A 15,553-nucleotide genomic window follows, 5' to 3' on the forward strand; every position below is an offset into this window, starting at 1 on the left:
GCGCAGCAGGGATGACTCACCGTGTAAACCTGACGAATAGATATAGCTCTGATGTAATGGACGAAAACACAAAAACTCAATTGGGAACGGAGTTGTTCATGAAACGGTATCGTAAGTGGGTCTTGACGCTGGGGATCATGGCGGTGACTCCCGGTATCACAATGGCCGGACCCTTCGATTTCTTAAGTAAGAAATCTGAGCAGGCAAGTTCGACCGCTGGATCGGGAAATACTACACACAATCAGAAAGTGGCGAATGAAATCGCTGACACTCTGAGACAAGCCCGGTTGACCGGTTACAACATGGAAATCGAATATAATAAAGGGGTGGCTGTACTTTCGGGAAAAATTCCGACAGCAGCTCAAAAAGCCCAGGCAACCCGATTACTTTCGAGAATCGAAGGCGTCTCCCGTGTTGACAACCGTCTGGAAGTCACCGAAGCAGCCGGTAATCCGGTCCCGACGCTGGGGACGGAACCTAAGAAACCCAGTCTGAATCCTTTCCGCAAACCAGACGAGATCACTCAGACTTCTGCCACTGATCCGTTCCTGAAAGGTGCTCTCAAACAGGCGCAATTTGAACAACCTGCTGAGAATCAGGCCTCAAACGTGCAAACCGTTTCCTATCAGGCTCCTGTAACTCAGGCTCCGCAAAATCGTGGCCCTGCGGTCAATAATCAGCAAATGGCGGAACATATCGCGAGAGCGCTGGGACCAGTCCTGGCATCAGCTCACGACGTGGAAATTCGCTTCAAAAATGGTACCGCGATCCTGCAGGGAGCTATCGGAACCGTTCAGGAACAACAAATGGCGACTCAAATCGCCCAACGTGTTCCCGGAGTACAACAGGTCGATAATCGCCTGCAGGTACTACAGCCCGCTCCACAACAGCGAGCTCCGATGATTCAGCCTGCGAATTACATGAACTATCAGGCTCCTCATCCGGGACAAGGTGGACCTCCTGCAATGGCTCCTCACCCAGGCATGGCTCCACAACCAGGTATGGGTGCTGCAAACAATGTCTACAATAGTCCTCACTTGCCAGAAACGGCTTGGCCGACTTATGCAAACTATCCAAACTACGCACAGGTGTCTTATCCAAGCGAGTACAGTGCCAGTGCATTCCCTTACATCGGGCCTTTCTACCCTTATCCACAGGTTCCACTGGGATGGCGGGAAGCTCAACTGGAATGGGATGACGGATCATGGAAATTGAACTTCAGACCACGCACGGAACGCTGGTGGTGGTTCATGAACCCTAAAAACTGGTAATCATTACCATTCAAAACAGACCATGAGAATGCCTTCCGGAAAGAATCCTTTCCTGGAAGGCATTTTTAATAGCCGAAGCGGCACAACAGCCATTCGGCAAACAGTGAAACAACACAAAATACGTTTTATCCTTTAAATCGTCAAAATCGTCAAATTCCCACAAGATTATCGAACCAACAGTCCGATAAGAAGAATATGGGATCATGTTCTTACTAAAACAGGCAGGAAGCCTACTGATAGAACATGAATATTTCCTTACCAGAGCCAGATGCTCTCTAACACTGATAACGAAGTCTCCTCTTACACAACTTCGTTAAAATCACCCGGAGGAAGAAGGATGTTCAAAATCGGGAAGCAATTCCGCCGTGCTTTGCTTTTGGGCTGTGCCTGCTTATTAACGCTCAATACCAGCGGTTGCACGCTGGTCAAAGGGTTTATAGAAGTGACATATGCCGGCTCAGTTTTCTGGCGTACCACTCCCTTAATCCCTGTGACCGCCTACTGGTCACAATTGATTGAGGACACCTATTGGGAAGAAGAACGCTACACCAAGGTCCCGATTCTGGACCCGGTGGAAGGCGAACACGCTCCCCTGTTCTGCCTTGATCCTCCCAGCCCCGACGAAGTCATTCGCGCCTTGCCAGACAAAACAGGCGGCGGTGTCTGGTTCCTGGCGGAAACAACACGCAACAACGTACGCATGGTTGTTGAACCCATCGTCGACCGAATCGGTGAATGCCGCTTCTTTCCAATGGTCGGCCCTGCCCGTCAACACCACTGTCACTATAAGTGCACCGTGTACTACGACAAAACAATCCGCTCCGACTGGCCCGTTCCCTTCTCGAACACCGATCAGACCAAAGAAGTCGTCTACATTGACCACGACCACCTGATCCGCTGTGCCGGACCACCATCGGAATAAGCTACCAATATTCAACCTACCCACCAGCAAAGCCGATGATTCTTACCGGGTGAAAGAATCATCGGCTTTCGCATGCGCGGATCGTAAAACGCTTTCAAACCATGAGCGGTACGGCGCCAGCCGCCGTCATTCACACACAAGGCTCAGAGAATTCACTGACATCGTCGTAGGGGCGAGTCTATGTGCTCGCCCGCCTTGCGAATCTCAACGATGTGTCCCCCACCGAACGGAACCACCAAAAAAACATTCGTGTCCTTTCGTGTTTTCGTGATAGAAAAAGAAGTGAGTCGGATCGGGATAACATTCGGAGCGATCTTGTTTCATTTCATGAGCGGCTCGGCGCCAGCCGCCGTTTTTTCTTCAGCATACTCACACTCAAAAACGGTGGCTGGCGCCATTCCGCTCACGACAGGTCAGCTTTCATTTTTTCGCGATCGCAAAATAAGACGTAAATAATGACTGCACCGGCTGGCACCGTTGGCTTGCCCAACGGTGAAAAAAAGCGTACCTGAAAAGCAATCCTGCGAACAGTTTTTCGCGGCTCACCCAATAATCTCCTGCACCACGTTGCCGTGCACGTCAGTCAGCCGATAGTCGCGGCCTGCATGCCGGAACGTGAGCCGTTCGTGATCGATCCCCAGTTGATGCAGAATCGTCGCATGAAAATCGTGCACATGCACGCGGTTTTGCCCCACGTCAATTCCCAATTCGTCCGAGGCTCCGTAAGCCATCCCCCCTTTGATGCCACCGCCGGCGAGCCATGATGAAAAGACCTGATGATGATGTTCGCGCCCCGCATGATCGGCCTTTTCATGATAGGGGGTCCGTCCGAATTCCGTAGTCCAGACAACAAGCGTGTCATCCAGCATTCCCCGTTGCTTGAGATCCATGATCAAGGCGGCGATTGGCTGATCCACGTTTTTTGCTAACGGCGCATGCGTTGCCATATCGCCATGCGCGTCCCAGTTATTCGACGAACCCACGTCAATCAGTTCGATAAACCGCACGCCCCGTTCGGCCAGTCGGCGTGCGACCAGACATTGCCAGCCAAAACCCGTTTTTTGCCCTGCAGACAGCCCGTACATCTTCAACGTCGCTTCCGTCTCCCCCGACAGGTCCAACGCTTCGGGTGCTTCGCGCTGCATACCGAACGCCGTTTCGAACGAACGGATTCTTGCTTCCAGCGCGTTGTCAGCCGGACGCTGCGCCAGATGCTCCCGGTTTGCTTTGGCAAGGTGTTCCAGTTCCAGTTCCTGTAACTTCGAAGTCGCCACCTGACGGCGGATGTTGGGAATCGGATCATCGCCGGGAATCATTTGTGTTCCCTGATGCGAGCCTGGCAGAAAATCGCTCCCCCAGGTTTGTGCCCCCGCATATGGTGCCTGCGGTGCCACCACCACGAACGAAGGCAGGTTCCGGTTGACGGTTCCCAGACCATAACTGATCCACGATCCGATACTCGGCCGCGCGAACGTCCACGAGCCGCAATGCATGCCCAGCGTACTTTCATAATGATTCGTATGATCCGATTTCATTGAACGAATCACACATAAGTCGTCGACGACACCACGAACATGGGGGAACAGATCACTGATCTGCACGCCGCTCTCGCCCCCCGGTCGGAACTCCCAATTGGGTTTCTTGAGGTAGCGGGTAAATTCGCCGACCTTCCCTTGCCAGTTATCGACGGTAATTTTCTTGCCGTGGTTCGCGATCAGCGCCGGCTTATGATCGAACGAATCCACGTGCGAAACGCCCCCCGTCATATACAGGAAGATTACACGTTTCGCCCGCGGCGGATGATGCGGTTGCTTCGGCGCCAGCGGATTGGATGTCGTCTCCGCTGCTGACGTCTCCTCTGCCAGCATTGAACTCAACGCCAACGCACCGAAACCGCCGGCAAAACGTTGTAAGAATTCCCGCCGCGCCGGTAATGCATTCCGCAAACAGTCTTCTGCCCCGCCCGTCATGACTCACACTTTCTACTTGATTTCATAAATGAAAACCCTGTCCGTTAATCAACAAACAAAAATTCATTACGCGTCAACAGTGTTCTCGCGAAGGCGCTCCACACCATCAACTCGCGTGCCTCTACAGCAACCCCGCTCTCATCCAATGCCGCCGTATAGCCTTTGATGAACTCGCTATTTTCAGAGAACTGATCCGCAGTCGGCGCACGGCCCATCGACGTCTGCCAGGCCAGTTCCACGCGGGCACGCGGGTCGCTGGCTTCATTGATCAGTTTCCGGGCCAGCAGTTCCGCCTGCTGATGCACGAACGGACTGTTCATCAGATACAGGGCTTGCGTGGGCACGGTGGTCAATTCACGTCGTGCGGTACTGACATTCGTGTCCGCACCGTCAAAGAGGGCCAGAAACGGATGCCGCTTCAGTCGCTGCTGCATCAAATAAACGCTACGGCGGTTCGTCGGATACACGGCATAAAACGGGGCGTGCTGTGAAAACCCCCAGGTTTCGACCGGCGGAAAAGGATGCGCGCCGCCGGGCGTTGAATCCAGATTTCCACTCACCAGCAGCATCGCATCTCGAATCTCTTCGGCACTCAGGCGCCGACGATTAAAACGCCACAGAAAACGCGCGTCCGGATCGCGTTCGGCTGCCACGGCATCAAAGTCGCTCGACTGCTGATACGCGGCATTATTCATCATCAGTCGATGCATCGCCTTGATCGACCATCCGCTTTGTTTAAAACGCGTCGCCAGCCAGTCGAGTAGTTCCGGATGCGTGGGTAACTCGCCTCGATTACCAAAATCGTTTTCGCTCCCCACCAGACCGCGTCCGAAATGCTGCTGCCAGATGCGATTCACCATCACCCGCGCAAATAGCGGATTCCCCTCAGCCGTCAGCCATTCCGCAAGTTGTAAACGACCGCTGCCGGATTCAGGCGGGAGCCGATCACTACCCAGGATCTCCAGATTTCGTCGTACCGCGACCTCTCCCAGCTTCGTCTCATTTCCGCGAAGATGAATTTTCACATCAGCCGGTTGATCACCGTCAATGGCTCCATAATACTGATCTTGAATTGAGAAAGGACCAGCCTGTTTGAAGACATCCCGCGCTGCAGTCAACTTATCCAGAGTCTGCTTCAGTTCCCCGCGGTGCTGCAATGTTTCGGACAGCTTACGTATTTCCGCCGCCAGTGATTCAGCATTCTCGATCGATTGCTCAGCGTGCAACAGTGGCTGCACACTGATGGAAAGATTATCAATTTCGTGAGCCGGCGTTGTCCCCGAGCCCGGCCCGTACTTATCCACAAACGTCGTATCAATCACGCCGCTCCAGCCCGCTGTGAAACTTTTGCCTTCAAAGGGAACAGAACGATCGGCGGCCGTTAACACGCCATGATAGGTTTTCTTCTGCAAATCTAATTTGATCCATAGATTACACCACTGCCCCTGTTTCACCTCGCACAGCGACTCGTATTGCCCCCCGTTCTTGACGAAGAACGTGGTAGCACTCACTCCGATTTCGACCGCCGCCGAATGACCGGGCCCCTGCCCCAGATAGATACGATATGCACCATTGCCCTCGCCGGCCCTGTCGGTATTTCGAAAATCCAGATTGAAGTACAACACAGGCGCAGTGTCGGGCGTGTGAGTCGTCGGCAGTGTGCGAACTATCGCATTATTTTGCGTATCTCCGGGAAAAGCGATGCCCCGCGTCCCTACCGGAAATACATTGGCGTAGGGACTTTGGGCTGATGCGGAAATCGTCGCAGAAGCGAAGAAGCCGTAAGGCTTCATGGGAGATCCGCCAAGCAGCTCTTTCTCAAAACCACAAAATTCATTCGACGGTAAAATTGCGCTGATCTGATCGTCCAGTTCTTTCAGCGCTGATGTTTTTTCGACGACCTGCTTCTCATACGCAGCCAGCTGAGTCTCAAACTTTGATTTCTTCTCCGCTTCTAATTTTGGGGAGAGCGCCGAGAACGTATCGTAAGGTCGTTTCTTCTCCTCGGAACCGGGAAACGAATAACGGCTGCTGTTGAAAATCCCATACCAGGCATAGTAGTCCGACATATTAATCGGGTCATACTTGTGATCGTGACAGCGGGCGCAACCCAGCGACAACCCCAGCACGGCTTGCCCGACCGTATCCAGCGTATCCTGAATCGTGAGATGGTGATAATTCTCCACATCAAATCCAAACCGTCGCGAGATGGCGATGAAACCAGTGGCGACATGCATCTTTTGATAGCGCGCTTCATCCTCTGCCGACAGCGGTTTGTCTGATGGTTTGAGCAGCTGCCGTGCCTGCAGATCGCCGGCGATCTGCTGACGCACAAATTCGTCGTAAGGCATATCCTGATTGATCGCGTCAATCACCCAGTTGCGATATTGATAAGCCAGCGGTGCCGGGTAATCAGCGGTCTCCCCGGCTGTGTCGGCATAACGCACCACATCCAGCCAGTGTCGCCCCCAGCGTTCTCCGTACGATCTGCTCTGCAGCAAACGGTCAACAACGTTCGCAAACGCTTGCGGCGAGTCATCATTCAGAAACGACTGCATTTCCGCTTGCGTCGGCGGCAAGCCCGTCAGATCAAACGTTGCCCGGCGCAGCAGGGTTCGTTTCTCCGCAGCCGAGCGCATCGTCAGACCTTCCTTGATCAGCTTCGCGTGAATAAACCGGTCAATGTCATTGGAAACCGGTAAAGACGCCTCGACAGTCGGCGGCGCAGGATCCTGGATCGGCTGGAACGACCAGAAACGCCGTTCTTTTTCGGTAATCGGCCCGCCACGCAACTCGGGCCCGCTACCGAGCTTTATCCCTTCCGGCCAGATTGCCCCCGCCTTGACCCAGCGCGTCACTGCGGCGATTTTGCCGGCGTCAAGCTGCTTCTCCGGCGGCATCTCCAGACCATCGGTATGGTGGAGCGCCTTGATCAGTAAACTGCTTTCCGGTTTACCCGGAATGATCGCCGGACCGGTATCGCCCCCTTTGAGCATCGTGGCGCCCTGGTCCAGGCGGAGACCGGCTTCCGACTTCTGCGGCCCATGACAGGTAATACAATGTTCAATCAACAACGGCCGCACTTCATTTTCGAATAACGCGAGCGCTGCACGGTCATCCGCATACGTGGATTCACAAACCGGAAATACGGAACCAAAAGTAAACAGCCAGGCGCAGACAGACAAGAAACTCCGCATACCGAGACGACCGGCATCATTTGTCGCACAGACTTCGTTTCTCATGGATCGCTTCATTTCTGATTCGGTAATGATGGAATGCCCCTCTACGTGAGGCGCAGTCAAACCGCAGTTTCCTGTTCTGCTTCCGCCTCCAGCGAAAGCCAGTTCTGTAACGAAGAGGTATGCTCCGACATGGCCTGCCCCGCGACATCCGGGTCACCTGTTTTTAAAGCCTTGAGTAATAATTTATGACTGGCGACGGTCTCTTCACAGGTGCGCGCGGTAACCACACTATGCCGACGGTGCACCCCCGCCAGCCACAACTCCAACTGAGGTCGTAACACACGCCATGCAGCGACGAGTCGCGAATTGCCGGAGGCGTGGATGATCGCTTCATGAAAGGCGATATCGAGAAACGTCAGTTTGAGCAGATTCGATTCCCGTTCGGTCTGACGGATGTTTTCTTCCAGAGCCTTAACGGTCTCCTCCGTCAGACGCGTACAAGCCAGTCTGATCGCCGCCAGCTCGAGCACCTGTCGAAACTCCACGATCTCATGCGCATCCGACAACGTCAGATCGCGAACCGTCGCCGTGCCACGATCATCAAATTCCAACAGCCCTTCATTCATCAATTGAAATTTTGCCTGACGAATTGAAGCCCGACTGACCCCCAGCTCTGCCCCGAGACGGGCTTCCGCCAGCGATTCCCCGGGCGCCAGAGCACCCGATAAAATCGCGTCGCGCAACTGACTTTCGACATCTTCCGTGACCGATTGCTTCTGAATCTTACGAAAGGGAACTTTGGTTTTCGGTTTGACAGCAGGTTTGATATTCATCCCCCCAGCCTACACAGTCGACGGTCGACCGTCAATCAAAAACGATTAAAGGCCGGAACTTTTTCAGATCCGTAATACGCATCTGAAACGAATCCTGGTTTTGACACCTTACTCATCTCTCAATACTTTTCAGGCGATCACATGTCCCTCACAGAATTGAAGGAACTTGTACCCCCACCAGAAAAGCCATTGGAAGCGGGAACTCTTGATGAAGGGAAGCGAATTGAGAATTCCATAAATCTCATATCCGGTCCGCTTTATTAAAAAACATCAAGCCTCCGGAATTGTTTGGAATCCCAAAATGAACCGCTCTATAATCAGTCCATGACAAACCGAAGAAAATTCATGAAAAACGTCGCGGGGCTGGGAGCCTCGTTATCGCTGTTCGCAACGTTGTCGGCGCGTGCGCAGGAGAAACGCGCCACCCGCCGTCCTCTAATCCTGTGCAGCCGCGGGGAAGAGTGGGCTGAAAAGGTACTCCGCCCCGGCTGGAATGTGCTCGAAGCGGGCGGCGACATTCTCGATGCGGTGGAGAAATCCGCGCAGGTAACCGAGCTCGATCCGGAAGACCAGTCCGTGGGATACGGCGGACTTCCAAACGAAAACGGGGTCGTGCAGCTCGACGCGTCTTTCATGGATGGCAGGACACACAATTGCGGTTCCGTGGGCGCGCTCGAAAATATTAAAACGCCGTCCTCCGTGGCCCGACTCGTAATGGAACGTACCGATCATATTCACCTCGTCGGAGAAGGCGCCCGACAGTTCGCCAGAGCACACGGATTTAAAGAAGAGAATCTGCTCACGGAAAAATCGCGGAAGATGTGGCTGCGCTGGAAGGAGAATCTGAGCGATAAGGACGACTGGCTGCCGCCCAAAGATGGGAATGACAATCTGGACAAGCGACCGACGGGCACCATCAATATTCTGGCGTTGGACGCCAAGGGGGATCTCGCGGGATGCACGACGACCTCGGGCCTGTTCGGCAAGCTTCCCGGCCGGATCGGCGATTCTCCCATCATCGGCGCGGGTCTCTACGTGGATAACGAAGTCGGTGCAGCGGGCGCGACGGGACGAGGCGAAGAAATCCTGCGCACCTGCGGCAGCTTTTTCGTGGTCGAACAGATGCGGGCAGGAAAAACTCCCCGCGAAGCCTGTGAAGCATTGTGCCAGCGGATCGTGAAGATCAACGGCGGCGCGGACAAGGTCGACTTCAACGACAAGATCGTCGCCATCAACAAAGACGGGGAGGTCGGCTGCGCGGCGATCCGCGGTCGAAAAGATGCGCCCCCCAAAGCGGCGATCATCACCGCGGCAGGTGTGGAAATCATCGAGGGTTCCTACCTGATCGAGATGAAATAATTTCTGTGGACATTACTTTTGTGAACCGTTTTTCCAGCACGCTCTTGAACCGGAATTTCAGCATGATCCGAGTCTGTCAGCTTGTCATCGTTTTTACTATCACCTGGTTCACTCTCGCTGGAGTTCTGCAGGCGGAAGGTTATCTGACCTCGATCGGTCAAGGCGCAGATCAGATTCCCGTTGTCGTGGTGAAAGGCACACCTTATGAAATGGGAAAGCAGCAGGGGAAGTTGATCAAAGCCGACGCCACGGAAATGGTTCACTCCCTGATGAAAAAAGTGCAGACTGCAGAACCGGAACGTTGCTCGAATGCGAGTCTCGATGCAGCCTGGAAATCGATCGCCCCTCATACCGACCCCCGTTTTAAAGAAGAGCTGCGCGGCTTTGCGGAAGGGACAGGCATGTCGTTGAAACTGCTGCAGCGGGCGCATGCGATGCCTGTGGTGATGGACTATTCCTGCAGCAGCATCGCCGCCTGGGGTGCTGCCACCAGGGACGGACACCTCTATCAAACGAGAAACCTGGACTGGTCGATGGAGTTAGGGGCGCAAGACTTTCCCTGCATTACGGTCTACATTCCCAAGGAGGGCATTCCTCATGTGAATATTACGTTCGCAGGATTCATTGGCGCCAACACCGGAATGAATGCGAAGGGAATTGTGCTTTCAGAAATGGGAGATTCTCCGGGGAAAGAGTATCCGTTCGATATAAATGGCGTGCATTTCACGACGCTGTTTCGGCAGGTCATGTACGATGCCGACGGTCTGGAACAGGCAATCGACATTTTCAAAAATGCGAAACGAATGAAAAAGTATCACTATGTGGTCGGCGACGGCGTCCATCTGCGCGCCGTCAAGATGCTGGCCCACGCGCCCGATCTCGTAATCTGGGGAGACAATGACCCGAAAGATGAGCTGGCCCCTGCCGTCATGAAAAACCTGGTCTACCAGGACGAAGGCCGCGGCGCGTTTCAGCCGCTGCAAAAAGTGTATGGAAAAATCGGCGCCCCGGAAATGATCGACATCGCCTGTAAGATTCCCATCAAAGGGGGCAACATTCTCGACGTGGTGTATGACGCCACCGCGTTAGAACTCTGGGTCTCCTACGCCGAGAAGCAGGAAGAAGCCTATCAACGCCCCTTCGTACACTTCAAGTTGAAAGATTATCTCAAGTAGTGGCTGCACCTCTGCAAGAACTCATTTCTGCTCACCAAACACCGCCAGTTGTGGCAGGTGATCACTGAGGGCGATCGCGTTCTCTCTCCTCAGCCAGCATCAACGGCACAGCATTATTTCTTAACCGGAAACTGTTTCATCAATTCCGCGGCTGCTTTTTTGGTTGCGTTCCAGTCCCCGGTTTCGTGGGGAACGGCTTTCACCAAGACGGTGAAGTCGAGTTTTTCGCCTTTCTTGAACGACTGTCCGTTGTTGTGCCGCAGGTAGTATTTGTGATAACGATCGAGGTCCCAGATGTGACTGGCACTTTGATTACCTGCGATGACGCGCGGCGTGTAGCATAACAGACCGAGATGATCTTTCTCGTCATATTGCGCCACCCAGGTCGTGTCTTTGGTGACCGCCATTTTCTGGGAATGTGACAACGGCCCTTGTTCAATCGTGCCATTAGGCAGTTGCGCTATCCACTTTGTCGTGGAAGGGGGAAAGCAGTGCATGAAATAATAGAGTAAATCCAGCTCACAATCTTCCAAGGCTTCCATTTCTGTTTGCTCGAAAATCTCCGTGTTGGTCAGAATGATCTTAGCACGGACTTTGAACTTCCAGATCGTTGAATCTTTGATGAATTCAATCCGTTTCCCGGCAAGGGTCTCCCCGGTTTTGGTGATGGGAACTTCTCGACCATCCACGATCAGTTGGCAGCGATGAACAACTTCGCGCCCCCCTTCTTTGTGTCCGGTTCCCCACCACTGTTCCCCTTTGGGCCTCAACACGGTCCCATAATGGCCGTTATTCAGACCAAACTGATGATCGCGATAAAACATCTTCTCAATGGTCCAACCGCTGGCCGCATCCAGGGGAATGGTATAGTTTTCTGTTTTCAGCGTCAGAAAACCGGACTCAGGGACACCCTCATCATAGAGACGCTGTGTGGGTTCTTTAGCCTCTTTCTTTTCCGGATCGACGGCGAAAACTTCATTCACAGAAACGAACACAACGGCAAGACAACAAATCAATACAAATCTCAACATGGTCATGAAAGCGAACTTCTTTCTTTCAAGAGAGTAACACTCTCCGAATACGAATTGAATTTAAACGCAGGCACCACTCACGGCTTGCTGACACGGGCCTTTTCTGCCTCTTCGCGTTTTTTGACATCCTTGGGGTGTTTGGAAAACGACTCGAAGACATCACCAATCACACGATCGGCAAGCTCACTCAGTTCGGTCAGAATGATAGCTTCTGCTTCCGGTGTTAGTTTTGAAGTATTCGGTTCGTAGCCGCCAACTTGATAGGCGTCTGCTGTGGCAATGTAGCCGATGTTTCCGTTGGCATATCCCACAATGATGGGAATCGCGCGATCGGCGATGTCCTGCTCCAATTTCAATCCGTATTCGACCATCGGCTCGCCTGGCATGGTCAGTAACAGATACGGGCCGATCTTCAGCGCCTGCAGTTCCGCATCAATGCGGCCCTCTTTGCCGGGCAACGAGACGACAGTGCTGGCGACGCGGATCGGGTAGTGTTTCGCACGACCGGCCAACTGTTCCCGGATCACGCTCCGCGCCAGCGTGCGCACAACGGCGCCGCCCAGATCCCGGCCCGCCCACTGGATATCGGCTTCATCCGCACAGCGATACGGATAACCGGGCAGATTCGGACGAATGTCCCCTGCGCAGCCCTGCAGAAACAGCGAACTGGTCTGATTACCGTAGCACATTTCTACAAACGTCTGCGCTTCGCCGGGAAAGTCGGCGCTCATCTTCGGATAACCGTTCGGGTAAGGCATCGAGCCTTTATCACCCCAGGTGAAAAAGCAGGGATGACAGACTGCGTGCATGATGACCGCCACAGGCGTCAGCGATTTTCCGTCATCGAACCGCAGTACTTTGACGCGCGGATCATTGGGCCCTTCTTCATTGAGCCGCACCACAGCCCGACCGTTGATCACTTTTCGTCGATTGATGCCGAACCCGATTTGGTCTTCCCCATAACCGACGGTCACAGGACTCATGTTCGACGCCGCCTGTTTTGCTGCTGCAGTGAGCTTCTCAATCAGTTCCTGCCCCCATTTTGATTCGGCATCAAAGCCGGGACCGGAGTGATTGTGGGAGGCGGCCACCATGATGTTCGCCGCCGGGATACCGGTTGCCTGCTCGATCTGCTGACGGGCCGGCTTCACGAGTTCGCTATATGCGCCAATCAAATCAAGCGTGACAATGGCTGCTTTGGTCTGCCCGTCATCCAGTACCAATACACCGGCCCGCAGGGGATCGCGCACGCCGGTCACCTTACGGCGATGCCCGACGACTTCCAGCTGGTTTACGTCGGCAGGGGTGATGTCGACTTTGGCAACGCCGGCCCGCAGATTCGATTCCACAGCAAACGGTTTGTCAGCGGCACGGGTGATCCCGGTGACACAACTGGTAAGAAACAGGATAACATAAAAGCTGCGGTATAACTGGTGCATGGTTCAGCCTACATTTCATGGAACAGGTTTGGGAGATCCGACCGTCATCCGGCGCGAAGAATCAATTCAGTGGAGGGAGAACTTTAGGGAATTAATGACAAAACAGACTTTCGATTGAGTGTCGCCCTGGCTCAGCGGCGCTCTTTTTAGTCTAGACACCTCGGAATGAAGTATCAAGCATTTTACATGGATCTGCCCAAAGGTGTCCGGAACCAAATCAGAGCTGTTCAGGTAAACCGGCACTCATTGATACTGATGAAACACAAAATGACTCCGTTTGCGAGTTGTTGACTCGGGCTCCTGCTTCACTGCTGCGCGTCAACGGACGACTTCACGGTCAGTTGCATTTTCCGCCAGTGGATCACTTTTGCTCACTTGGATGAGCTGTAACAAAAACGCGAATCTGAACAGAATCACAACCGAGAGATCATCAAGCGCTGCGTGATTCATCGACGGGGATCAGTTTCGGGATCGGCACCTGCAGACCTACGACGCCACCATGTTTTTTCTGCAAAGTGGAGAAACGGCACTTCAGAAATGAAAAGAGTTCTGCAGGCGGGTTCATCTTCAAATATCGGTCGACCAGCACAGCCATATGCGCGTCATATTCTTTCTGGCTGTGTGAGTGCACATGGTAGTGGCCTTCGAGGCGGCGAATGTCGCCGTCAAACTCGGGACTGATGTGATACAGTTCGTGCACGACGGTGATCAGTTTTTCCTGGAGGGAATGATTCAGAAAACGAGGCAGGTAGAATGTCAGGATATACAACATTTCCCGCTGATCCTGATAGATTCGCTGGACGGTCCATTTGCGGCCGTAACGCGCCGTATGCAGTGAGCCTTTTTCGAAACGCAGCGGCGTTAACTTTGCCTGCATGCCATGAGGCACATTGCGGCGGGCTTGCGCGAAGGCGACAGCGATCCGGTCCATGTCCACATGCTGGAATTCCGGCAGTCGTCGCGAAATATCACGGCACAGATGGTACATCGCGTGACTGAAGTTAAAGGGCTTGTTCGTTGACATACTGTGCCAGCCTGTATCCTGGTTTCTTAACGTCTCTCTGTTCCAACTCAGTGTGTGGCTTCGTGATTTAAGACATCGCCACAAGGCGTAAAAAAAGCTAAGAGTATTTTCGATCTGTTGAAATACTCTTAGCTTGTAAATATTAGCGGGAACACCTGATTCAGGATAGCCCGAATTAAACCCGCAGGCTTAACCCTCTTTTTCTTCTGCTTCCGTTTCCCCTGCGTCAGTTGCTTCCACTTGAGATTCTGCGACTTCGCTTTCTGCAGGTTGCTCAGCGACTTCTGCTTTGGTGCCTGCTGCGGAAGTTGGTTCGAGTGTGGCACTGCGTTTCTTCGGTTTCACGCGATCACGCTCGCCGACAAACTCGATAATTGCCTGTGCGCCGGCATCACCCAGACGAACGGTGGCCAATCGGACAATGCGGGTATAACCACCGGTACGTTCTTCGAATCGATCGGCAAGTTCGTTGAAGAGGATATCGACCGCGTCGTTATCACGCAGTTCAGCAAACGCCCGTCTTCGATAACTCAAAGAGGGAGCCATGGCCTGATTCCATTGGTTCCACTGCTCAGACTCACGCCAGGCTTTCCACTCGCTCGTATTTTTTTCAGCGGTTGTGCCGAACTGAGCGGCATTTTCCGTGTGCGGCTTGGCTTTTTTCGCAATGGTGATCAGCTTTTCCATGAACGGACGAAGTTCCTTGGCCTTGGGAACAGTCGTAGTAATCCGCCCGGGGATCTTCGGTGCATTTTCTGCATCCTCATCGATCCTGACCGTCTTAATGAGGCTCACGGCCATATTTTTGAACATGGCCTTACGGTGTGATGCGTTGCGGCCTAATTTCCGGCCTCTCATTCTATGTCGCATGACTTAACTCTGAATTCTTCTGATTGCTAAGAGTAAAAATACTCGTTGGTTTTATTCTGACAGCGCGGAAATCAATCAAGATTAACGCGTTTGCGTTGAGGAATTAGGAATTTTCATTCCCAGCCGCAGACCAATCTGACTCAGTCTTTCGCGAACTTCCACCAAAGTGGTTTCCCCGAAATTACGCACATGTAACAAATGATCTTCTGACTTACCAACCAGATCACGGACGGTATTGATGCCCTCGGATTCGAGGCAGTTGGTAGCACGTACTGAAAGGTTCAGTTCGGCCAGACTCTGATTCAGTTTTTCTTCCAGTTCCAGATCGATCGGAGCATAACCGGTCGTATCCAGCATTCCCTTGAGTCCGCCTTCCGGTGGCATTTCCGGACCTGGCTCCCGATAGGTAATAAAGGGATTGAGGTGCTTTCGCAGAATCTTGGAAGCTTCGACCAGAGCCATATCAGGTTTGACCGT

12 protein-coding genes are annotated in these 15,553 nt (G+C 53.3%); 4 read left to right on the plus strand and 8 right to left on the minus strand.

Annotated features, from left to right (window positions below; all coding sequences use genetic code 11):
- Nucleotides 1-1,271 (plus strand): BON domain-containing protein (locus tag Q0294_RS14170; RefSeq protein WP_299466599.1); only part of this gene is annotated, 1,271 nt, incomplete at its 5' end.
- Between the two features lie 337 nt (nucleotides 1,272-1,608).
- A complete protein-coding gene (locus Q0294_RS14175; RefSeq protein ID WP_299466602.1) occupies nucleotides 1,609-2,193 on the plus strand; it encodes a hypothetical protein in 585 nt (194 codons plus the stop codon).
- 542 nt (nucleotides 2,194-2,735) lie between these two features.
- On the opposite strand, the gene Q0294_RS14180 is transcribed toward Q0294_RS14175, so the two are convergent.
- From Q0294_RS14180 to Q0294_RS14190, 3 genes are read right to left on the minus strand one after another with little or no spacing between them, the layout of a single operon-like run.
- Nucleotides 2,736-4,163, minus strand: coding sequence for a DUF1501 domain-containing protein (locus Q0294_RS14180; protein WP_299466605.1), 1,428 nt, complete (start codon nucleotides 4,161-4,163; stop codon nucleotides 2,736-2,738).
- Between the two features lie 44 nt (nucleotides 4,164-4,207).
- On the minus strand, nucleotides 4,208-7,405 hold the full coding sequence (locus tag Q0294_RS14185; protein WP_299466608.1) for a PSD1 and planctomycete cytochrome C domain-containing protein: 3,198 nt from the start codon (nucleotides 7,403-7,405) through the stop codon (nucleotides 4,208-4,210).
- A gap of 56 nt (nucleotides 7,406-7,461) precedes the next feature.
- The gene (locus tag Q0294_RS14190; protein WP_299466611.1) at nucleotides 7,462-8,178 is read right to left on the minus strand and encodes a GntR family transcriptional regulator; all 717 of its coding nucleotides are present in this window, start codon (nucleotides 8,176-8,178) and stop codon (nucleotides 7,462-7,464) included.
- Nucleotides 8,179-8,523: 345 nt separating this feature from the next.
- On the opposite strand from Q0294_RS14190, the gene Q0294_RS14195 reads away from it, so the two are divergent.
- Together Q0294_RS14195 and Q0294_RS14200 are read left to right on the plus strand one after the other, a co-directional pair.
- Nucleotides 8,524-9,537, plus strand: a complete 1,014-nt coding sequence (locus Q0294_RS14195) for a N(4)-(beta-N-acetylglucosaminyl)-L-asparaginase (RefSeq protein WP_299466614.1) — start codon at nucleotides 8,524-8,526, stop codon at nucleotides 9,535-9,537.
- A gap of 62 nt (nucleotides 9,538-9,599) precedes the next feature.
- Nucleotides 9,600-10,712 carry a C45 family peptidase gene (locus tag Q0294_RS14200; protein ID WP_299466617.1) on the plus strand — a complete coding sequence of 371 codons (1,113 nt, stop codon included), beginning with the start codon at nucleotides 9,600-9,602 and terminating at the stop codon, nucleotides 10,710-10,712.
- Between the two features lie 113 nt (nucleotides 10,713-10,825).
- Here Q0294_RS14200 and Q0294_RS14205 read toward each other — a convergent pair whose 3' ends face one another.
- From Q0294_RS14205 to Q0294_RS14225, 5 genes are all read right to left on the minus strand, one after another.
- The gene (locus Q0294_RS14205) at nucleotides 10,826-11,749 is read right to left on the minus strand and encodes a hypothetical protein (RefSeq protein WP_299466620.1); all 924 of its coding nucleotides are present in this window, start codon (nucleotides 11,747-11,749) and stop codon (nucleotides 10,826-10,828) included.
- A gap of 71 nt (nucleotides 11,750-11,820) precedes the next feature.
- The gene (locus tag Q0294_RS14210) at nucleotides 11,821-13,182 is read right to left on the minus strand and encodes a hypothetical protein (RefSeq protein WP_299466623.1); all 1,362 of its coding nucleotides are present in this window, start codon (nucleotides 13,180-13,182) and stop codon (nucleotides 11,821-11,823) included.
- A 430-nt stretch (nucleotides 13,183-13,612) separates the two neighbouring features.
- A complete protein-coding gene (locus Q0294_RS14215; RefSeq protein ID WP_299466626.1) occupies nucleotides 13,613-14,206 on the minus strand; it encodes a putative metallopeptidase in 594 nt (197 codons plus the stop codon).
- Between the two features lie 189 nt (nucleotides 14,207-14,395).
- A complete protein-coding gene (locus Q0294_RS14220) occupies nucleotides 14,396-15,076 on the minus strand; it encodes a L17 family ribosomal protein (protein ID WP_299466629.1) in 681 nt (226 codons plus the stop codon).
- A gap of 81 nt (nucleotides 15,077-15,157) precedes the next feature.
- The coding region (locus Q0294_RS14225; RefSeq protein WP_299466632.1) for a DNA-directed RNA polymerase subunit alpha C-terminal domain-containing protein at nucleotides 15,158-15,553 on the minus strand (396 nt) is incomplete at its 5' end.

The organism is uncultured Gimesia sp. (assembly GCF_937919775.1).
Taxonomy (GTDB): Bacteria; Planctomycetota; Planctomycetia; order Planctomycetales; family Planctomycetaceae; genus Gimesia.